Genomic DNA, 20995 nt, shown 5'->3' with positions numbered 1-20995 from the left:
AAGGTGTGGTATTTCTGGTGATAGCTCCGTTGGTCCGTATCGGAATTATCTGACCGTTTTTTAGTCTTTGTCGGGCTTACATCCGTCTATATCGACCTCGCGGCACTAAAGATTAACCATAGGTGACGAAATGCCTGACTCCACACAACTGCTTATCGGTGCAGGCCTTGACGGCCAGCCCATCGCCCAGTCCATGCGCCTGGCCAACCGTCATGGGTTGATCGCCGGCGCCACAGGCACCGGCAAGACCGTCACCTTGCAGCGCCTGGCGGAAGCCTTCAGTGATGCGGGCGTGGCGGTGTTCGCTGCCGACATCAAAGGCGACCTCTGCGGCCTGGGCGCCGCCGCCAACCCCCAGGGCAAAGTGGCCGAGCGCATCGCCGGTATGCCCTTCCTTGATTACACGGCCCAGGCGTACCCGGTCACCCTGTGGGATATCCACGGCCAATCCGGTCATCCGTTGCGCACCACCATCAGTGAAATGGGCCCGCTCTTGCTCGGCAGCCTGTTGGAACTCACCGACAGCCAGCAGTCGGCGCTCTATGCGGCGTTCAAAGTGGCCGACCGCGAAGGCCTGTTGCTGCTGGACCTCAAGGACCTCAAGGCACTGCTCAATCACCTGCGCTATCACCCGGAACTGCTGGGCGAAGACGCCGCCTTGATGACCACCGGTTCCAGCCAGGCCTTGTTACGACGCCTGGCGGTGCTGGAGCAGCAGGGCGCCGAAGCCTTGTTTGGCGAGCCGGCCCTGCAACTGGAGGATATTTTGCAGCCCGCCAGTGATGGGCGTGGTCGCATCCACCTGCTGGACGCCAGCCGCCTGGTGCATGAAGCGCCGAAGGTCTACGCGACCTTCCTGTTATGGCTGCTGGCAGAGTTGTTCGAACAATTGCCGGAACGCGGCGATGCCGACAAACCGTTGCTGGCGTTGTTTTTCGATGAAGCGCACTTGTTGTTCGCCGATACGCCAAAAGCCTTGCAGGAGCGCCTGGAGCAAGTGGTGCGCCTGATCCGTTCCAAAGGGGTTGGCGTGTACTTCGTCACCCAGTCGCCGGGCGACCTGCCGGATACGGTACTGGCGCAACTGGGCCTGCGCATCCAGCACGGTTTGCGCGCATTCACCGCCAAAGAGCAGAAATCCTTGCGAGCGGTGGCGGACGGTTTTCGGCCCAACCCGACATTCGATACCTTGTCAGTGCTTACAGAATTGGGCACTGGTGAGGCATTGGTGGGAACCTTGCAGGAAAAGGGCACGCCGGAAGTCGTCCAGCGCGTACTGGTTGCTCCCCCGCAATCGCGGATCGGGCCGCTCACCGAAGCCGAACGTAAAGCGTTGGTTGCCAGTTCGCCGCTGTTGGGGCGCTATGACAAACCAGTGGATCGTGAGTCTGCCTATGAGGTGCTGATGGCCCGCAAGGAGCTTGGGCCTGCCGAGCAGGCTGCTCCGGCCGCCGAAGAGCCGAGCTTCACCGACAAGGCGGGTGCATTCCTGGGGACCACGGCGGGCAAGGCGTTGAAATCAGCCATGCAGCAGGCCGCCAATCAGATGGGGCGCCAGTTGGTGCGGGGGTTGCTGGGTTCGTTGCTGGGCGGCAGCAAACGCAAATAGCGCTTCAGGCTTTGGGCCGGGCATGGGCGGCCAGCCGTTCCAGGGCAGCGCGCAACCCCGGGTCGTTGATCCCTTCAGCAGTGGCCTGAAGGGTTTCGGCGGCCGTTTCCGACAGGTCCATGGTATGCCCCACTGCGCCTTGCGGCACGGTGGGTGGCTGTACCTTGAACTGAATGCGCGTCAAATTGGCAAATTCGTCGAACGCCATCAACTGGCGCTGCAAGCGCTTCTGTTGGTAGCGCAAGCGGGTGGCCCAATGCCCATCGGTGACAATTAATAGCAGGTTGCCTTCACGCCAGGAGGCGACGTGACAATGTTCCCGGGCGGCCGGCTGCAGTTGGCTTTCCAGCAGGCGTTGCAGATGGCCCAAGCGTTGCGCCTGGCCGAAGATAGCTTTCAGCGGTTTGGCTTCGCGGAGCAACGCGCCGGGGGCGCGGGCTGTGAGAGGGCGAAATGCCATGTCTAGACACCTTAGGTAACAGAGCGGCTATCTTAGCAGAAAGCGCCTGTATGCCCCGAGGCTCTGCGTCGGCAGGGCTTTCTCCGTCAAATCAATAAGTAACTTCTGCGCCTGGTGGGTTGAAGTTCCAGCAAAAGCCCTTATTTTAAACATGCCCTCTCACTATGCCGTGCCTGTCTCAGGGAACAACGCCACTTTCCTCACCCACGATTCCGGGTAGAATGCGCGTTCGCAATGCGGCCGTGAGGGCTGCTCGGGCCACTCACGGTGCGCCCTCCATCCCTATGTGTGGAAGAACCTGCCGATATGTTTGCGCCTTTGTTAAAGAAACTTTTTGGAAGCAAGAATGAGCGCGAAGTCAAACGCATGCTCAAGACGGTGCAGCTGGTCAATGCCTTCGAAGAGCAGATGGTTGCTCTGTCGGACGAGCAATTGCGCGCCAAGACCCAAGAGTTCAAGGCCCGCATAGCCAAAGGTGAAACCCTCGACAAGCTGCTGCCCGAAGCCTTCGCGGTTGCCCGTGAAGCCGGTAAGCGCGTCATGGGCATGCGCCACTTCGACGTCCAGTTGATCGGCGGCATGACCTTGCATGAAGGCATGATTGCCGAAATGCGCACCGGTGAAGGCAAGACCCTGGTGGCAACCCTGGGCGTTTACCTCAACGCACTGTCCGGCAAGGGCGTGCACGTTGTGACGGTGAACGACTACCTGGCTCGCCGGGACGCCAACTGGATGCGCCCGTTGTATGAATTCCTCGGCCTGACCGTCGGCGTGGTAACGCCGTTCCAGCCGCCGGAAGAGAAGCGCGCCGCGTACGCCTGCGACATCACCTACGGTACCAACAACGAATTCGGTTTCGATTACCTGCGCGACAACATGGCGTTCAGCATGGATGAAAAATTCCAGCGTGAACTCAACTTTGCCGTGATCGACGAAGTCGACTCCATCCTCATCGACGAAGCCCGTACCCCGCTGATCATCTCCGGCCAGGCCGAAGACAGCTCGCGCCTGTACACCGAGATCAACAAGTTGATCCCGCGTCTTGAGCAGCACATCGAGGAAGTGGAAGGCGTGGTGACCAAAGAAGGTCACTTCACCATCGACGAGAAGACCCGCCAGGTCGAACTCAACGAAGCCGGTCACCAGTTTGTCGAAGAAATGCTGACCCAGATCGGCGAACTGGCCGAAGGCGAAAGCCTGTACTCGGCGCACAACCTGGGCCTGTTGACCCACGTGTACGCTGGCCTGCGCGCCCACAAGCTGTTCCATCGCAACGTCGAATACATCGTGCAGGACGGCCAGGTGGTACTGGTTGACGAGCACACCGGTCGTACCATGCCCGGTCGTCGTCTGTCCGAAGGCCTGCACCAGGCCATCGAAGCCAAGGAACACCTCAACATCCAGGCCGAAAGCCAGACGTTGGCGTCCACCACCTTCCAGAACTACTTCCGTCTGTACAACAAGCTGTCGGGCATGACCGGTACGGCCGACACCGAAGCGTTCGAATTCCACCAGATCTACAACCTGGCCGTGATGGTCATTCCGCCGAACAAACCGTTGGCGCGTAAAGACTACAACGACCTGGTGTTCCTGACCGCCGAAGAGAAATACGCGGCGATCATCAACGACATCAAGGACGGTATGGCCAAGGGCCGTCCGATCCTGGTGGGTACCGCCACCATCGAGACCTCCGAGCACGTGTCCAACCTGCTCAACAAGGAAGGCATCGAGCACAAGGTACTGAACGCCAAGTTCCACGAAAAAGAAGCCGAGATCATTGCCCAGGCCGGTCGCCCAGGCGCACTGACCATCGCCACCAACATGGCCGGTCGTGGTACCGACATCCTGTTGGGCGGCAACTGGGAAGTGGAAGTGGCCTCGCTCGACAACCCGACGCCTGAGCAGATCGCCCAGATCAAGGCCGACTGGCAGAAGCGTCACCAGGCTGTGCTGGAATCCGGTGGCTTGCAGGTGATCGCGTCCGAGCGTCACGAATCGCGTCGTATCGACAACCAGCTGCGTGGCCGTGCCGGCCGCCAGGGTGATGCCGGTTCCAGCCGTTTCTACCTGTCGTTGGAAGACAGCCTGATGCGTATCTTCGCATCGGACCGGGTGAAGAACTTCATGAAAGCCCTGGGCATGCAGTCCGGTGAAGCGATCGAGCACCGCATGGTGACCAACGCCATCGAGAAGGCCCAGCGCAAAGTAGAAGGCCGCAACTTCGATATTCGCAAGCAACTGCTCGAGTTCGACGACGTCAACAACGAACAGCGTAAAGTGATCTATCACATGCGTAACACGTTGCTGGCCGCCGACAACATTGGCGAGACCATCGCTGATTTCCGTCAGGACGTGCTCAACGCCACTGTCAGCGCCCATATTCCGCCACAGTCGCTGCCTGAGCAGTGGGATGTTGCCGGCCTGGAAGCGGCATTGAAGAGCGACTTCGGTGTGGACTTGCCGGTTCAGCAATGGCTGGACGAAGACGACCACCTGTATGAAGAAACCCTGCGCGAAAAACTGATGGCCGAGTTGCTGGCTGCGTACAACGAGAAAGAAGAGCAGGCGAGTGCCGAAGCTCTGCGCACCTTCGAGAAACAGATCGTATTGCGCGTGCTGGATGACCTGTGGAAAGACCACCTGTCGACCATGGACCACCTGCGCCACGGTATCCACCTGCGTGGCTACGCCCAGAAGAACCCGAAGCAGGAGTACAAGCGCGAGTCGTTCACGCTGTTCTCCGAATTGCTGGATTCGATCAAGCGCGATTCGATCCGCGTGCTGTCCCACGTTCAGGTGCGTCGCGAAGACCCGATCGAGGAAGAAGCACGCCTGCGTCAGGAAGCCGAAGCACTGGCGGCGCGCATGCAGTTCCAGCATGACGAAGCGCCGGGCCTGGATGAGCCTGAAGCATTGGGTGAAGAGGTCGATGTGGCCCTGGCCCAGACCCCGGTTCGCAATGACCAGAAGCTGGGCCGCAACGAGCTGTGCTACTGCGGTTCGGGCAAGAAATTCAAACACTGCCACGGCCAGATCGAATAAGATTTTCGCCTGACGCTGCAACACCCCGCGCCGCGACCGGCCTTTGCCGTCGCGGCGTTTTGCCATTAATTCCCACCGTCGATAGCGACGGCACAGACATCACCTATTTTTGAGGAGCGCATTCATGGCTGTTGGTCTTGGTCCTTTGCCCACGTTGCACCCGGTTGCCGGTTTTGAACTCGGTATCGCTTCGGCGGGCATCAAGCGCCCGGGGCGCAAGGATGTGGTGGTGATGCGTTGTGCGGAAGGCTCGACCGTGGCGGGCGTGTTCACCCTCAATGCCTTCTGCGCTGCGCCGGTGATTCTGGCCAAGCAACGGGTGGCTGGGTCGATTCGCTACCTGCTGACCAATACCGGCAATGCCAACGCCGGCACCGGCGAGCCGGGCCTTGTCGCGGCGGCGCGCACCTGCGCCAAGCTGGCGCAACTGACCGGCGTGGACGCCAGCCAGGTGCTGCCTTACTCCACCGGTGTGATCGGTGAGCCGCTGCCGGTGGAAAAAATCGAAGGCGCCCTGCAAGCCGCGCTCGATGATCTGTCTGTGGATAACTGGGCGGCTGCGGCCACTGGCATCATGACCACCGACACCTTGCCCAAAGGCGCGAGCCGCCAGTTCGTGTATGAGGGCGTGACCATCACCGTCACCGGTATCAGCAAAGGCGCAGGCATGATCCGCCCGAACATGGCCACCATGCTCGGCTATATCGCCACCGACGCCAAAGTTTCCCGTGATGTGCTGCAACGCCTGATGCTGGACGGCGCCAACAAGTCGTTCAACCGCATCACCATCGACGGTGACACCTCCACCAACGACTGCTGCATGCTGATCGCCACCGGCCAGGCCAACCTGCCGGAAATCACTTCCACCGAAGGTCCATTGTTCGCGGCGTTGAAACAGGCAGTGTTTGAAGTGTGCATGGACGTGGCCCAGGCCATCGTGCGTGACGGCGAGGGCGCGACCAAGTTCGTCACGGTTGAAGTCAACGGTGGCGGCAACCATCAGGAATGCCTGGATGTGGGCTACACCGTGGCGCACTCGCCGCTGATCAAGACCGCGCTGTTTGCTTCGGACCCGAACTGGGGCCGTATCCTCGCGGCTGTCGGCCGTGCTGGCGTGCCGGACTTGGACGTGAGCAAGATCGACGTGTTCCTGGGTGACGTGTGCATCGCCAGCCGTGGCGCCCGCGCCGAAACCTACACCGAAGCCCAGGGCTCGGCGGTGATGCAGCAGGAAGAAATCACCATCCGTATCGAACTGGGTCGTGGTGACTGCAGCGAAACCATCTGGACCACCGACCTGTCCCACGAGTACGTGAAGATCAACGCGGAATACCGTACCTGAAAATGACCCTCCCCCTGTAGGAGCGAGCTTGCTCGCGAAAAACTCAATGCCATCGCGGTTATCCTGGATGCACGCGTTATCGTTGACGTTCTTCGCGAGCAAGCTCGCTCCTACAAAGGGCTACGACGAGAGGAAGCAGTGGCGTGAAACGAGTGCATGTAGCAGCAGCGGTGATCCGCGGTGTCGATGGCAGGATCCTGCTGGCGCGCCGTGCCGATACTCAGCATCAAGGCGGGCTCTGGGAGTTTCCCGGCGGCAAGGTGGAGGCTGATGAGTCGGTTGCCACGGCTTTGTCCCGTGAATTGCAGGAAGAGCTGGGCATCCAGGTCACCACGGCGCGGCCGCTGATCAAGGTGCAACATGACTATCCGGACAAGCAGGTATTGCTGGATGTCTGGGAAGTCTCGGCTTTTACCGGCGAGCCCCATGGCGCTGAAGGGCAGCCGTTGGCGTGGGTGGCACCGCGGGACCTGGTCAACTATGAATTTCCGGCGGCGAATGCGCCGATTGTCGCCGCGGCACGCTTGCCCGCCGAGTACCTGATCACCCCTGGCGAGCTGGAGACCCCGACGCTGTTGCGCGGTATCCAAAAGGCTATTGCTGGTGGCATCAAGCTGGTTCAACTGCGTGCGCCCAACGGCTATGACCCCAAATACCGTGACCTGGCGGTAGATGCGGTGGGCCTGTGTGCCGGCAAGGCGCAATTGATGCTCAAGGGGCCGTTCGAGTGGCTGGGGGATTTCCCAGCTGCCGGCTGGCACATGACCTCGGCGCAGTTGCGCAAATACGCCAGTAAGGGCCGCCCACTGCCCAAAGACCGTTGGCTGGCGGCTTCGTGCCACAACGCGGAAGAGCTGGCCCTGGCAGAAATCATGGACGTGGATTTCGTCACCCTGTCGCCCGTCCAGCCGACCCAGACCCATCCGGATGCCCTGCCGTTGGGGTGGGAGCAGGCGCAGCAGTTGATCGCCGGGTTCAGCAAGCCGGTGTTTCTGTTGGGCGGGGTTGGGCCGGCGCAGCGGGAGCAGGCCTGGGAGGCTGGTGCGCAAGGTGTGGCAGGTATTCGAGCGTTCTGGCCGCAGGTGTGATGATCATTCCCACGCTCTGCGTGGGAATGCCTCCTGTGACGCTCTGCGTCATGTTTTGGACGCGGAGCGTCCCTTGATACATTCCCACGCAGAGCGTGGGAACGATCAGGTCAGTGTGGCTTGGCCGCCGCCTGCCACAACACTTCCGCAACGCCTTGGCGCTTGGCAATCACCCTGGCCGCCACAAACAGCAAATCCGACAACCGATTGATGTACGCCAACCCCACACCCTCCAGTGGCTCCACCGCATTCAAGTGCTGACAGCGGCGCTCGGCGCTGCGCGCCAGGCTGCGGCACACATGGGCCTGGGCAATCAAGGCTGAGCCGCCGGGCAGGATGAAATTCTCAAGCGGCCCGACTTCCTCGTTCCAGCGATCAATCGCTGCTTCCAGCCGATCCACTTCCGCCGCATTCAGCGCCTTGTATACCGGCATCGCCAGTTCACCGCCCAAGTCAAACAGACGGTGCTGGCAAGGCGTGAGCACTTCAATCACGTCCTTCAACGCCGGGTGCTTGCCGCTTTGTTCTTCAAGGTTGGCCAGCAGCAGGCCCAGTTGGCTGTTCAGGGTATCCACCTCGCCAATCGCTTCCACGCGTGGATGGTCCTTGGGCACGCGGCGGCCGTCGCCGAGGCCGGTCTCGCCTTTGTCGCCGGTACGGGTGTAGATCTTCGACAGGCGAAAGCCCATGGTCAGTGCTCCAGTTGGGTAAGTTCAGTGGGGGGCAATTGGCTGCCGGCCAAAGGCAGGCGCAAGGTAAAGCAGGTGCCCTGGCCCAGGGTGGAATGCACCTCCATCTGGCCCTTGTGGTTGTTGGTGATGATGAAGTACGACACCGACAGGCCTAGCCCGGTGCCCTGGCCGATTTCCTTGGTGGTAAAGAAGGGTTCGAACGTGCGCTTGCGCACGTTTTCGCTCATGCCTATGCCGTTGTCTTCTACCTGGATTTCTGCCCACGGCGGGTTCAGACGGGTGCGCAGGATAATGCGCCCAGGTTCGCTGTCGTCTTCACGCAGGTGAATGGCCTGGGCGGCGTTCTTCAACAGGTTGAGCAGCACTTGTTCCAGCTCGTTGGCGGTGCCGGGTACCGGGCCCAGTTGCGGATCGAACTGGCGGATGATCGCCTGACCCTTGAAGTCGAAACCAATGGTCAGATCAAAGTCGTTGCCAGCGATTTCCACGGCCTGGTCGATCAGCGCCGGCAAATCGCAGGGCGCCATCTGGCGATTGCTGCGGCGGCTGAAACTGAGCATGTGGGTAACGATTTTCGCGGCACGCGCCCCGGCCTGCTGAATGCCGTCGAGCAATTGCGGGACTTCGCGGCCTTGCAGGTATCGGTTGACCGTCTCCAGCTCGATGCCCACCTGTTCGGCAAGTTCCAGGTTCTTGGGCAGCTCGGGGGACAGGCGCCGGCGAATGTTCTGCACGTTATGCAGGATTGCGCCCAGCGGATTGTTGATCTCATGGGCCATACCTGCAGCCAGGCCGCCCACGGAGAGCATTTTTTCCGATTGCACCATCATTTCTTCCAGGGACAGGCGCTGGGTGATGTCGTCGATTCGGATTACCACTCCGCGCCCGGCGCCGCCCATCAACGGGTAGAACGTCAGCGCGTAATGCTTGGGCTCGTCGTCCTTGATCCAGGTGACCCGCTCAATCCGCTCCACCGTGTGTTGCTCCACGGTGGCCTTGATCTGTGGCAGGTACGGCTTGAGCGGCTGGAAGGCCAGGAAAACCGGCTGGTTTAGGGCTTCGTCCAGGCGAGTGCCGGATAGGGCGGTGGCTTCCTGGTTCCACTGGGTAACGTAGAGTTGTTCATCCAGGGCGATCAGCGCCGAGGGCATCGAGTCGATGATGCTGTTCAGGTAGTTCTGGAAGCCCGTGAGCTTTTTCTCGATCTTGCTGCGAACCTGGACTTCCAGTTCCAGCTTGCGGTTGGTATGCCGGGTTTCTTCGGCCAGGCCCTGAGCCTGGTCATACGCAGCCTGGGAGTCGTCGCGTGCGCGTTTGAGCTGCTGCTCGCGGGCTTCAATGCGCGACAACATGGTGTTGAACGCTTCGGCCAGGCTGCCGATTTCATCACGGTTGCCACGCCCGGCGCGTAAAGCGTAGTTCTCCTCGCGGGTCACCTGGCGGGACAGTTCTTCAAGTTCATGAATCGGCCGTGTGATCAGGCGTTTGATCTGCCGGGCGATGACCAGCCACAACAACACACTGAAAATCAGGATGCCCAGGCTGGCGGTCAGCGTGCCGGTATAGAACGCCACCGGCAGCTCACTGCTGGCCACCAGCAACAAATGCCCCGAAGGCTGAGTACCACGGGGCAGGGTGATGACCTGGTTACTGCGAAACTCAGTGAGGCGCCACGCTTCGATATGCCGGTAGTGGTCCGGCAGGTGCAGGCGGTCGCCGTGCTGCATCTGCGCCAGGCGGTTGCCTTCGCCATCGTACAAAGCGGCGGCGCGCAACGGTGAATAGCTGGTCAGCTCATTGAGCAGCGCCTCGGCCTTGGTCGGAGACTCAAGAGCCTCGGCGGCAAGCGCGGGGTTGGACACCAGTCGACCAATGGACTGCAAGGCCTGGGGGGCCATGCTTTCCTGGGAGATCCAGTAGGCGGCGCTGATAAACGTCAGGTTGGCCACCAGCAATACGGTGGTCAACAACACCAGCAGGGCCGCCAGCAGTTTCTGCCCTACCGGTAGATTTTCAAGACGCTGGCGCAATGGCATCAGGGGTTTCCCAGGTGATAGACAGGTAGGCAGGGTAGCGCGTGCCTCAGTCGCTGGCCAATCCGCGTGCGCGCAGATATTCGACCAGGCGCGCTTGCAACTGTTGCAGGTGCGGCAACACCAATTGATGGCGTGCCGCCGCCTGGCAGGCATAGCCCAGCAGGTAGCTGATCTCGGTACGTCGGTGGTTGGCCACGTCCTGGTGCATGGACGAGTAATTGGCCGCCGTGGCCTGGATCACCCGCTGCACTTCGCTGTGCAGGTCCTGTGCGGCAGCAGGCTGGCCGCAGCATTCCAGCAGCTCGGCCAATTCAGCGCACAAGGTTGCCACTTCACACGCGTGGGCTTGCAAACCGCCGTTGCGGCACTGGTAAAGCACGGTCAGCGGGTTGATGGCGCAATTGAGCGCCAGCTTGCGCCACAGGCGTGTGAGGATATCACTGGCCCAATCGTGGGGAATGCTGGCCGCTTGCAGGTCGTTCAGCCACAGCGGTGGCGTGGGGTGGCTCGCATCCCCCAGCCAGGTGTAACCATGGCCGGCAAATACCACCCGCCAGTCGCCTTCGCGAAACGCGCCTTCGGTACTTGAGGCATAGATGCAACGGGCCAACGGCACTTGTGCAGCCACTGCGTCCTGGCTGCCAAGGCCGTTTTGCAGCAGGATCAGTTCGGCGTCGGGCGCAAGTCTAGGGTGCAACTGGGCGATAGCGCTTTGAGCATCGTAGGCTTTGCACGCGACCAGCAGGCGATGAATCGGCTCCGGGCTGTCAGGCGTTTCACCGACTACCGGGTAAGTCTGTTCCACACCCTGCTCGACCAGGGTCAGCCCTTGGCCGGCTCGATAGTCGGCCAGGCGCGCCTCATTGCGCAGAATCAGCCTGACGGGCACCCCCGCACGTGCCAGCCGCGTGGCCCAGAGGGTGCCCAGGCTGCCGGCGCCAAGAATATGCCACGGGGTCGACATCAGTGTGTACTCCATAAGGTCGCCAGCGGTGAACGGCGCGAAAGAACCGCTATAATGCCCCGGCATTTTAGCTCGGGCGCGCTCCATCTCTACTGAGCCCGCCCCTTATATTGGAGAAATCACATGCCTTCGTTCGACGTGGTATCTGAACTGGACAAACACGAAGTCACCAACGCCGTCGAGAACGCCGTCAAGGAACTGGACCGTCGCTATGACTTGAAAGGCAAGGGCAGCTTCGAATTCAAGGAAAAGGAACTGACCGTCAACCTGACCGCTGAAGCCGATTTCCAGCTGGAAGCGATGATCGAGATCCTCAAGCTGGCCCTGGTCAAGCGCAAGATCGACGTGCAGTGCCTGGAAGTCAAGGACGCCTACGCCTCAGGCAAACTGATGAAGCAGGAAGCCGTGCTCAAGGAAGGCATCGACAAAGAGCTGGCCAAGAAGATCGTGGCGCACATCAAGGACGCCAAGCTCAAGGTCCAGGCCGCCATCCAGGGCGAGCAGGTTCGTGTCACCGGCAAGAAGCGTGACGACCTGCAAGAGGCCATCGCGGCCCTGCGCGCCAAGACATTTGACATGCCGCTGCAGTTCAATAACTTCCGCGACTGATGGCACTTTGGGGAACCTGTGGGCACTTTTGACGTCCCACGCCCCAAGCATCATTGCCTACAATTGAGCCCTTCGGGGCTCAATTGCGTTTTCAGGCAGTCAATACAGCCTTATCGCCGCACAACAGGAGAAAGTAGATGGATTTGAACGCTGAAATGGATCACCTGATCAAGACCTCCCAGTCTTGGCTCCCCATGATCATGGAATATGGCAGCCGCGTATTGCTGGCGTTGGTCACCCTGGCCATCGGCTGGTGGCTGATCAACGTCTTGACTCACCGCGTGGGCCGTCTGCTGGCCATGCGTAACGCTGACTTGGCACTGCAACACTTCATCACCAGCCTTGCTAACATCGCGCTCAAAGTCATGCTGGTGGTCAACGTGGCCTCGATGATTGGTGTGGCCACCACCTCGTTCGTTGCGGCGATCGGTGCCGCTACCCTGGCAATCGGCCTGGCCTTGCAAGGCAGCCTGGCGAACTTTGCCGGCGGCGTGTTGATTCTGTTGTTCCGCCCGTTCCGTATCGGTGACTGGATCGAAGCCCAGGGTACCTCGGGTACCGTCGACAGCATCCAGATCTTCCACACGGTGCTGCGCACCGGCGACAACAAGACGGTGATCATTCCCAACGGCAGCCTGTCCAACGGCCTTATCACCAACACCAACCGCCAGCCGACCCGCAAGGTTGTGTTTGACGTGGGTGTGGACTATGAGGCGGACCTGCAGAAGGCCCGTGAAGTGCTGCTGGCTTTGGCTGAAGACCCGCGTGTACTGAAGGACCCTGCCGCCGTGGCGGTGGTGTCGACCTTGGGCGACAGTTCCATCACCGTCTCCCTGCGTTGCTGGACCAACACACCGGATTATTGGGACGTGATGTTTATGTTCAATGAACTGGCGCGTGACCGTTTGAAAGCGGCCGGGATTGATATTCCGTTTCCGCAACGGGTTATTCGGGTGATGCAGGAAAGTGCGCCGAAGTAACTTGGCGTGATGCTATCGAAGTTGGCCGAAAGGTCAGCTTTGAAAAACTAGTTACTTAGCTTGCTAGTTGTTTTGTTGGTTGAAATAAAACTGCAATAAAAAAGCCGCTCCCTGTTTAAACAGAGGAGCGGCTTTTTGTTTAAGGCCGAAGCCTCAAGTCATCGTTGTAATTGAACCGGCAATTACAAGATGTTCAGCGGGTAGTTGGCGATCAGACGCAGCTCGTCGATCGACGGCGAACCGTAGTACACGCCATCACCGGAACGGTAAGTTGCTTGACGCAGGCGCAGGCTCAGGTCTTTTGCCGGGCCGCTCTGGATCACGTACTTGGCTTCGATGTCGCGTTCCCACTCTTTGCCATTCGAGGTGGTGCCCGTATTGGCGCCGCTACCGGTTACATAACGGGTCATGAAGCTCAGGCCCGGAATGCCGAAGGTTGCCATGTTGATGTCATAACGCGCCTGGTAGGACTTTTCGCCTTCGGCGTTGAAGTCGGAACGGGCGATGGAGTTGGCCAGGAACACAGTGCCGCCGCCGTCTACGCCGTAACCGTAGTCGCCGTCACCGGTGACTTTCTGGGCTGCCAGGGTGAAGGTGTGAGCACCGATGGTGTACGCGCCCTGCAAGCTGAAGGCGCGGTTGTCGAGCTTGGTCACGCCATCTTTCTCTGCGCGTTGCAGGCCGGCGCCGTCGCTCTTGGTGTCGTAGATGTTGAAGTCCAGGGCGAACGACTGATCATCGCTCAGGGCGTGGGTCCAGTTCAGGTTGCTGTAGTACTTGCGGAAGTAATCTTCGGTTTTCGCGTAGTACAGGCTGCCGGTGACTTCTGGAGTGAAGGCATACACACCGCCGACGAAGTCGGTTTTGGTCAGGCCCAGGCTGTCGTGGTAGGTCTGGTTCTGCGCGACGCTGGAAGTGAAGTGACCGCCTTCAAGCTTCAGGCCCTTGATTTCGTTGCTGGTGATGGAGATACCTTGCGGCAGCTCTGGCAGCAGGCGGCTGTCGTCGGAGGCAAACACTGGGGCTGTGGTGTATTGGTCACCGACTTTCAGCACAGTGTTGGAGATGCGGAACTTCACCGCGCCGCCGCCTTTGGAATAGTCATCTTGCGAGCGACCGTCGGAACCGGTTGGGAACAGGCCGGTACCGGCGCGGCCCTTGCCGCTGTCGAGCTTGACGCCCATCAGGCCGATCACGTCGACACCGACACCAATGGTGCCTTGGGTGAAGCCCGATTCGTACAGGGCATTGAAGCCCAGGCCGGTTTCTTCAGCACGGCTCTTGGAGCCTGGGCCCGACGGGTTGTTACGGAAGTCACGGCTGAAGTACAGCGCGCGAGTATTGATGCTGAACGTACTGTCTTCAACAAAGCCCTTGGAATCGTCCTGGGCGGACGCCATTGCGAACTGCGAGGTGCCTGCTGAAACAGCCAGGGCGATCATGCTCCACTTCATCACGCGCATCGTGATTTGCTCCTTTGGTTTTAGGAAGAGTACTGCCGTCCCACCTGTATTTTTATCTGGGCGGCTCTTTCTTTTTGTGTCGGCGCAAAGTTATCTCACGCAGACCCTATTGACGATACTTACTCAATTATCCTTTCAGCTTCTTTACGAGGCTGTCGTAAATCGCTAGATCCATGTCGCAAATTCACAGCCTGAAATGTATCCAGGCTGACAACTTCAATGCTGTTTTCAGACTTCTTTCAAAGTTTGAACGCATCCCTGATACACATTGAAACGCCACTATTTTTATCGCGAAACTCCTGTGTCCAAACGGGTGTCGTTGCCGACGATATGGGGGTGAATGCAACAAGCGTGCTCAAACCACTTACCGAATGTCATTTTTTCGTGAAAAGTGTGATGAACCTGTAAAAACCGCATAAGCACGGGGGTTTTACGCCATTTCGGTTGGGCTTGACGCCAGGGTGTTACCCCGGTTCGGTGGTACCTGAATCCTGTACCTGGGTAAAACGTTACCGGTTGACCCTTATCAGTGGGTAATCGGCGGATCCCTTTGAGGCACAGGTGGGTTATTTTGGTGCATCCCGTTGAGGCCCGGCCTAGCGTTGCTCACCTGGGCTGTTGCCTCTAAAGGGTGCATCTTTTTGCCTGGTTGCCTCAAGGCCGCCAGCATTGCCCGTGAAGCCTTGGGCATTCGAAGGTATGCTGGGCACCTGTTACCGACCTGCCGAACGGAGTGCCACGTGTTCGCCTTAGATCAACGCCTGCAACAAGATACCTTGGCCATTGGGGACTTCCCGCTCTGTCGCCTGCTGCTGTCCAATGACGCCAATTACCCCTGGTTCATCCTGGTGCCGCGCATCGAAGGTATCAGCGAAGTGTTTCAACTGGATGTCGCAGATCAACAAACCTTGTGGCAAGAAACGACGGCCCTGGCGCAGCTGCTTAACGACGGGCTGGCGGCCGACAAGATGAACATCGGCGCGCTGGGTAACGTGGTCAGCCAGTTGCATGTGCATGTGATTGTGCGCAAGCGCGACGACGCCGCCTGGCCAGCCCCGGTGTGGGGCAAGCACCCGGCCCGGCCCTACACCGAAGAGCAGGTGGCCGCGACTCGCAGCCGATTGCGAGAGCTATTGCCTGCCGACTTCATCTTTACCCAGGACTGAACCATGGACCTGCAAGAACGCGTCACCGACCTGGAAAGCCGCCTGGCCTTCCAGGACGACACCATTGAGACCCTCAACGACATCCTGGTCACCCAGCAGCGGGCCGTCGAACGTCTGCAATTGCAAATGACTGCATTGCTCAAGCGCCAGGAAGAAATGGGCGGGCAGTTCGAGTCATCCGAAGAGGAAGCGCCGCCGCCACACTATTGAGTGCGCAAGCAATAAAAAAACCGCGACCCAGCCAAGGCTGGATCGCGGTTTTTTTTTGCTGCGAGGGCTGGGATCAGCGACGCGGCAGGGCAGCGATGACATCTTCGGCTTGCAGGCCCTTGTCACGGTTCATCACCGAGAACTCTACGCGCTGGCCTTCGACCAGGACGCGATGGCCTTCGCCACGAATGGCTCGGAAGTGGACGAAGATATCGTCGCCCGAGTCGCGGGAAATGAAGCCGAAGCCCTTGGAGGTGTTGAACCACTTGACGGTCCCGGTATCCCGGTTGGTCATGTCATAGTTTTGCGACGCGGCCGCTGGAGACGAGCGGTAGAAGCTGATGGCCAGGTGAAGAACGATGGCGACCACAGCGATCACCAGGCTGAGCAGGATGGCCGGATGGCCCCCGACTTCAGGCATGGGCGCCAGGAGGGTGAGGGTTTGTACGACAACAGTCAGCACCAGCAGCGCACTGACCAGGTTTTGCAGTTGATGACGCGTGCCTTTGTTCCAGTAAGGGATTACCGGCGCGAGCGTCAGGTTAAGAAGGCCGAACAAGGCCAGGTACAGGGCGTCGTGTTGTTCCAGGTAGGGCAGGCTTTCAGGCTGCAGGCTCGGAATAAAGGACAGCAGCAAGGCTGCAACGCCCGTTAGCAGGTGGACGATTTTCAACATTTTGGTTAACTCACGTTAAGACGGATCACAAGGAAGAGCTGACTGGCACGGTTCGCTTCTGAACAATGGGAGGCGTTGAGCACGTGCGCGGGTATCAGCCTATGTGACGTGCCGCAGGAATAAACGGCAGCCACACCGCGTCTATTTAACAGCAAAGGCTGTGCCTACTCAAATCAAGCATTTCGGGGTGTTGCCACGGCCAAGGCATTTCTGCGTCAAACGCTTGTCCTAGACAGGTGCGGGATTTTTTCAGTGGTGGCCTAGACCCTTCCTACAGGTAAATAGGCTTGCCAAGTCAGATCCCGCAGTCGGTGCGGGGCGATTTGCCGCATGCAGCCCGAGTGTGTCGGGCTGCACGTGGCGCACTCTCTTGCTAGAGTGGAACTGCACCTGATCAATGAATGCTCGTCAATTGAAGGGGAAACACATGGCAATCGATATTGGTATCAGTGAAGAAGACCGTAAATCCATCGTCGACGGACTTTCCCGCCTACTCTCCGATACCTATGTTCTGTATCTGAAGACCCACAATTTCCATTGGAACGTCACAGGCCCCATGTTTCGTACGCTGCATCTGATGTTCGAAGAGCAGTACAACGAGCTTGCGCTGGCAGTGGACTCCATCGCCGAGCGTATCCGTGCCCTGGGCTTCCCGGCGCCGGGTGCCTATTCGATTTACGCCCGCCTGTCTTCCATCAAGGAAGAAGAGGGGGTGCCGAGCGCCGAAGAGATGATCAAGCAGTTGGTGGCCGGTCAGGAAGCAGTCACGCGTACCGCGCGAGGCATCTTCCCATTGCTCGACAAAGTCAGTGATGAGCCGACGGCGGACCTCTTGACCCAGCGTATGCAGGTTCATGAGAAAACCGCGTGGATGCTGCGCTCCCTGCTTGAAAACCAGTAACTGTCGAACCCAGGCGGCGCCTTTTCGGCGCCGCCTGCTGGTTTCCCTGCGCTTCCTGGCGTTGTCCTACAACTAACAACTCCCCGTCTTCTGGCTGCTCTGCGCTGGCTGCTGTTTTATAGGCCATCGTCCAATGGGAGAAGCCCATTGGCTGCTGTTTGGCAATGGAGTGTCAGGTGTATGTCACGTGGAGTGGGTAAGGGAATGATGGAAGCCTGTGGTTTTCACAAGATAAAGGTCGACCCTTTTACCAAGGGTTTTGATATGGGGCTGGCCAAGCCACTGTCCCGTTCGGTCAGGCTCAATGGGTTTTCTACCTGCCTGCGGCTTGAACAGATCTATTGGAATATCCTGACGGAAATCGCCAGGCTCAATACCTGTTCGGTCAGTGCGCTGTTGTCCTATGTCGATCGGGAAGTGCATTTGCGTTACGGAGGCGTGAAGAACTTCAGTGGGCTGGTGAGGGTGGTGTGCGTGGTTCACGTCCTCAAAGGTCGGGGCGCCCTCACGTCCGGGGATACGCTCGCGCAGTAGTCCGATGGCCGGGCCTTCAGCCCGACGGGCCGGGTCCTGGGCACAAAGCCGGCTGCGCTGTATTGATTTACCAGATATAATCCCGCGCTTTGCTGCGCATGCCGGGCTTTATGCACAGGGCAGGGCGTGGCGCTGTAACGATCTGATCGCCGAGACATCTCCATGCCCATGTACGACTATCAATGCGCTTCCTGTGGTCATCAGTTGGAAGCCATTCAGAAGATCAGCGCCGCGCCGCTGGTCGATTGCCCTGCCTGCCAGGCACCTGAGTTGAAGAAGATGTTGTCCATGCCGGGCTTCCGCCTGAGCGGCAGCGGCTGGTACGAGACTGATTTCAAGACCGGTGCCAAGAAGAACCTGGCCGGCGGCGACAAAGCAGACTGAGTTGAACTCTACGCGCAGGCTCCTGCATTATCCGTCCCCTGCTTTAATGTGCGGTGACGAGGCGGGCCTGCCACCGAATTTCGAATTACGAGAAGTGAAACCACGACCATGATGCGCAGCCACTATTGCGGCCAACTGAACGAGACCCTGGAAGGTCAGGAAATCACCCTTTGCGGATGGGTTCACCGTCGCCGCGACCACGGCGGGGTAATCTTCCTCGATATCCGTGACCGTGATGGTCTGGCCCAGGTAGTGTTCGACCCGGACCGCGCCGAAAGCTTCGCCGCCGCCGACCGCGTGCGCAGCGAATACGTCGTGAAGATCACCGGCAAGGTACGCCTGCGTCCGGCCGGTGCCGTGAACAAGAACATGGCGTCCGGCGGCATCGAAGTGCTGGGCTATGAGCTGGAAGTGCTGAACGAGTCGGAAACCCCGCCGTTCCCGCTCAACGAATACTCCGACGTGGGCGAAGAAACTCGCCTGCGCTACCGTTTCCTGGACCTGCGTCGTCCGGAAATGGCCGAGAAGCTGCGCCTGCGCTCGCGCATGACCACCAGCATCCGCCGCTTCCTGGATGAAAACGGCTTCCTCGACGTCGAAACCCCGATCCTCACCCGGGCCACCCCGGAAGGCGCGCGCGACTACCTGGTACCGAGCCGTACCCATGCCGGCAGCTTCTTCGCCTTGCCGCAATCGCCGCAGCTGTTCAAGCAACTGCTGATGGTGGCTGGTTTCGACCGCTACTACCAGATCGCCAAGTGCTTCCGTGACGAAGACCTGCGTGCCGATCGCCAGCCGGAATTCACCCAGATCGACATCGAGACCAGCTTCCTCGATGAAAAAGAGATCATGGGCCTGACCGAGCAGATGATCCGCAACCTGTTCAAGGAAGTCCTGGACCTGGAGTTCGGCGAGTTCCCGCACATGACCTTCGAAGAAGCCATGCGCCGCTACGGTTCCGACAAGCCAGACCTGCGTAACCCGCTGGAGCTGGTGGACGTGGCCGACCAGCTCAAGGACGTCGACTTCAAGGTGTTCAGCGGCCCGGCCAACGATCCTAAATGCCGCATCGCCGCCCTGCGTGTGCCTGGCGGCGCGAGCATGCCGCGCAAGCAGATCGACGACTACACCAAGTTCGTCGGCATCTACGGTGCCAAGGGCCTGGCGTACATCAAGGTCAACGAGCGCGCCAACGGTGTCGACGGCCTGCAATCGCCGATCGTGAAAAACATCCCTGAAGCCAACCTGAACACGATCCTCGATCGCGTCGGTGCGGTGGATGGCGACATCGTGTTCTTCGGCGCCGACAAGGCCAAGATCGTCAGCGAGGCCCTGGGCGCGCTGCGTATCAAGCTCGGTCACGACCTGAACCTGCTGACCTGCGAATGGGCGCCGATGTGGGTTGTGGACTTCCCGATGTTCGAAGAGAACGACGACGGCAGCTTCAGCGCCTTGCACCACCCGTTCACCGCACCGAAGTGCTCCCCGCAAGAGCTGGAAGCCAACCCTGCAGGCGCGCTGTCCCGTGCCTACGACATGGTGTTGAACGGTACTGAACTGGGTGGCGGTTCGATCCGTATCCACCGCAAAGAGATGCAACAAGCGGTCTTCCGCCTGCTGGGCATCAACGAAGCGGAACAGGAAGAGAAATTCGGCTTCCTGCTCGACGCCCTGAAATACGGTGCGCCGCCGCACGGTGGCCTGGCGTTCGGCCTGGACCGTCTGGTGATGCTGATGACCGGCGCCCAGTCGATCCGTGAAGTGATCGCCTTCCCGAAAACCCAGAGCGCTGCGGACGTCATGACCCAGGCTCCGGGTGTGGTTGATGCCAAGGCACTGCGCGAGCTGCACATCCGCCTGCGCGAGACGCCGAAGGCTGAGTAAGGCTGCAGCGTGAAAGCGCGATAAGGTTGTACGCAGTCAAAAAGGCGCATCTTCGGATGCGCCTTTGCGTTTAAAAGAGGGAAATCTCGCCTGGGGCGGGATTGATAAGGTTTCTAGAGAATTCGGAGTTGTGTTATGGCTGGCCATTCCAAGTGGGCGAACATCAAGCACCGCAAAGAGCGTCAGGATGCCAAGAAAGGCAAGATCTTCACCAAGTGGATTCGCGAACTGACCGTCGCGGCCCGTCAGGGTGGCGGTGACCCGGGCTCCAACCCGCGTCTGCGCCTGGCGCTGGACAAGGCGCTGGGCGCCAACATGAGCCGCGACATCATCGACCGCGCCGTGGCCCGTGGTGCTGGTGCGGCCGACACCGACGATATGGTCGAGCTGACCTATGAAGGCTACGGCCCGGGCGGTGTGGCGGTGATGGTCGAATGCATGACCGACAACCGCAACCGTACCGCGGCAGCCGTGCGCCATGCGTTCAGCAAGTGTGGCGGCAACCTTGGCACGGACGGCTCGGTGGCCTACCTGTTCGAGCGCAAGGGGCAGATCACCTTCGCACCGGGCACCGATGAAGACGCGCTGATGGAAGCCGCTATGGAAGCGGATGCCGATGACGTCGTGACCAACGAAGACGGCTCCATCGATGTGTTCACCTCGTTCGCCAGCTTCTACGCCGTGCGTAATGCCTTGGAAGCCGCTGGTTTCAACGGCACCGACGCGGAGATCGTGATGCTGCCGACTACCAGTGCCGAACTGGACCTGGACGGTGCCCAGAAGGTGCTGAAGCTGCTGGACATGCTTGAAGACCTGGATGACGTGCAGAATGTGTATTCGAATGCCGACATCCCTGAGTCTGTGGCCGAACAGCTCGCTTAAGAACGATGAATATCCACTGTGGGAGCTGGCTTGCCTGCGATAGCATCACCTCGATTTGACAGAAGCACCGAGG

General features: G+C 59.7%; 19 protein-coding genes. 13 read left to right on the top strand and 6 right to left on the bottom strand.

Going from position 1 to position 20995, the window contains the following annotated elements; translation table 11 throughout:
* Window positions 1-130: 130 nt before the first annotated feature.
* Window positions 131-1609, top strand: coding sequence for a helicase HerA-like domain-containing protein (locus tag AC1RAC_RS06835; RefSeq protein WP_054898007.1), 1479 nt, complete (start codon window positions 131-133; stop codon window positions 1607-1609).
* Between the two features lie 4 nt (window positions 1610-1613).
* Here the strand turns inward: AC1RAC_RS06835 and AC1RAC_RS06830 are convergent, their stop codons facing one another.
* Entirely contained in the window at window positions 1614-2069 is a 456-nt protein-coding gene (locus tag AC1RAC_RS06830) for a DUF721 domain-containing protein (RefSeq protein WP_034128591.1), read from the bottom strand.
* Window positions 2070-2375: 306 nt separating this feature from the next.
* On the opposite strand from AC1RAC_RS06830, the gene secA reads away from it, so the two are divergent.
* The 3 genes from secA (at window position 2376) to AC1RAC_RS06815 (ending at window position 7541) form a co-directional block, all read left to right on the top strand.
* Window positions 2376-5111 carry a preprotein translocase subunit SecA gene (gene secA, locus AC1RAC_RS06825; protein WP_014719726.1) on the top strand — a complete coding sequence of 912 codons (2736 nt, stop codon included), beginning with the start codon at window positions 2376-2378 and terminating at the stop codon, window positions 5109-5111.
* A gap of 124 nt (window positions 5112-5235) precedes the next feature.
* Window positions 5236-6453: a bifunctional glutamate N-acetyltransferase/amino-acid acetyltransferase ArgJ gene (gene argJ, locus AC1RAC_RS06820; RefSeq protein ID WP_014719725.1), complete on the top strand. Its 1218-nt coding sequence runs from the start codon at window positions 5236-5238 to the stop codon at window positions 6451-6453.
* Window positions 6454-6596: 143 nt separating this feature from the next.
* Window positions 6597-7541, top strand: a complete 945-nt coding sequence (locus AC1RAC_RS06815) for a Nudix family hydrolase (protein ID WP_200583299.1) — start codon at window positions 6597-6599, stop codon at window positions 7539-7541.
* A 110-nt stretch (window positions 7542-7651) separates the two neighbouring features.
* Here AC1RAC_RS06815 and AC1RAC_RS06810 read toward each other — a convergent pair whose 3' ends face one another.
* Genes AC1RAC_RS06810 through AC1RAC_RS06800 form a run of 3 tightly spaced genes read right to left on the bottom strand, consistent with a single transcriptional unit; the run spans window position 7652 to window position 11233 of the window.
* Window positions 7652-8230 carry a cob(I)yrinic acid a,c-diamide adenosyltransferase gene (locus tag AC1RAC_RS06810; RefSeq protein ID WP_032895497.1) on the bottom strand — a complete coding sequence of 193 codons (579 nt, stop codon included), beginning with the start codon at window positions 8228-8230 and terminating at the stop codon, window positions 7652-7654.
* A 2-nt stretch (window positions 8231-8232) separates the two neighbouring features.
* A complete protein-coding gene (locus AC1RAC_RS06805) occupies window positions 8233-10269 on the bottom strand; it encodes a sensor histidine kinase (protein ID WP_054918432.1) in 2037 nt (678 codons plus the stop codon).
* 46 nt (window positions 10270-10315) lie between these two features.
* Window positions 10316-11233: a putative 2-dehydropantoate 2-reductase gene (locus tag AC1RAC_RS06800; RefSeq protein WP_200583300.1), complete on the bottom strand. Its 918-nt coding sequence runs from the start codon at window positions 11231-11233 to the stop codon at window positions 10316-10318.
* 123 nt (window positions 11234-11356) lie between these two features.
* Here AC1RAC_RS06800 and AC1RAC_RS06795 point away from each other — a divergent pair, with 123 nt between their 5' ends.
* Window positions 11357-11842, top strand: a complete 486-nt coding sequence (locus tag AC1RAC_RS06795) for a YajQ family cyclic di-GMP-binding protein (RefSeq protein WP_003193880.1) — start codon at window positions 11357-11359, stop codon at window positions 11840-11842.
* A gap of 137 nt (window positions 11843-11979) precedes the next feature.
* Window positions 11980-12822, top strand: a complete 843-nt coding sequence (locus tag AC1RAC_RS06790) for a mechanosensitive ion channel family protein (protein ID WP_054898004.1) — start codon at window positions 11980-11982, stop codon at window positions 12820-12822.
* 182 nt (window positions 12823-13004) lie between these two features.
* Here the strand turns inward: AC1RAC_RS06790 and AC1RAC_RS06785 are convergent, their stop codons facing one another.
* Window positions 13005-14285 carry an OprD family porin gene (locus AC1RAC_RS06785; protein WP_034128586.1) on the bottom strand — a complete coding sequence of 427 codons (1281 nt, stop codon included), beginning with the start codon at window positions 14283-14285 and terminating at the stop codon, window positions 13005-13007.
* 740 nt (window positions 14286-15025) lie between these two features.
* Here AC1RAC_RS06785 and AC1RAC_RS06780 point away from each other — a divergent pair.
* Together AC1RAC_RS06780 and AC1RAC_RS06775 are read left to right on the top strand one after the other, a co-directional pair.
* On the top strand, window positions 15026-15451 hold the full coding sequence (locus tag AC1RAC_RS06780; RefSeq protein WP_054898003.1) for an HIT domain-containing protein: 426 nt from the start codon (window positions 15026-15028) through the stop codon (window positions 15449-15451).
* 3 nt (window positions 15452-15454) lie between these two features.
* Window positions 15455-15661: a SlyX family protein gene (locus AC1RAC_RS06775; RefSeq protein ID WP_005790924.1), complete on the top strand. Its 207-nt coding sequence runs from the start codon at window positions 15455-15457 to the stop codon at window positions 15659-15661.
* 73 nt (window positions 15662-15734) lie between these two features.
* Here AC1RAC_RS06775 and AC1RAC_RS06770 read toward each other — a convergent pair whose 3' ends face one another.
* On the bottom strand, window positions 15735-16337 hold the full coding sequence (locus tag AC1RAC_RS06770) for a cold-shock protein (protein WP_003193875.1): 603 nt from the start codon (window positions 16335-16337) through the stop codon (window positions 15735-15737).
* A 427-nt stretch (window positions 16338-16764) separates the two neighbouring features.
* Between AC1RAC_RS06770 and AC1RAC_RS06765 the strand changes: the two genes are divergently transcribed.
* The 5 genes from AC1RAC_RS06765 (at window position 16765) to AC1RAC_RS06745 (ending at window position 20922) form a co-directional block, all read left to right on the top strand.
* Window positions 16765-17238, top strand: coding sequence for a Dps family protein (locus AC1RAC_RS06765; RefSeq protein ID WP_003193874.1), 474 nt, complete (start codon window positions 16765-16767; stop codon window positions 17236-17238).
* 180 nt (window positions 17239-17418) lie between these two features.
* Entirely contained in the window at window positions 17419-17772 is a 354-nt protein-coding gene (locus tag AC1RAC_RS06760) for a ribbon-helix-helix domain-containing protein (RefSeq protein WP_034128584.1), read from the top strand.
* 162 nt (window positions 17773-17934) lie between these two features.
* Window positions 17935-18156: an FmdB family zinc ribbon protein gene (locus AC1RAC_RS06755; protein ID WP_003193872.1), complete on the top strand. Its 222-nt coding sequence runs from the start codon at window positions 17935-17937 to the stop codon at window positions 18154-18156.
* A gap of 108 nt (window positions 18157-18264) precedes the next feature.
* Window positions 18265-20040: an aspartate--tRNA ligase gene (gene aspS, locus AC1RAC_RS06750; protein ID WP_005790914.1), complete on the top strand. Its 1776-nt coding sequence runs from the start codon at window positions 18265-18267 to the stop codon at window positions 20038-20040.
* Between the two features lie 135 nt (window positions 20041-20175).
* Window positions 20176-20922 (top strand): YebC/PmpR family DNA-binding transcriptional regulator, encoded by a 747-nt coding sequence (locus AC1RAC_RS06745; RefSeq protein WP_105228200.1) that lies wholly within the window; start codon window positions 20176-20178, stop codon window positions 20920-20922.
* Window positions 20923-20995 lie beyond the last annotated feature (73 nt).

Source organism: Pseudomonas sp. GW823-FHT02F05, assembly GCF_058797315.1.
Note: the sequence above shows the minus strand (reverse complement) of the source record. Positions and strands in the feature narration are given on the sequence as shown.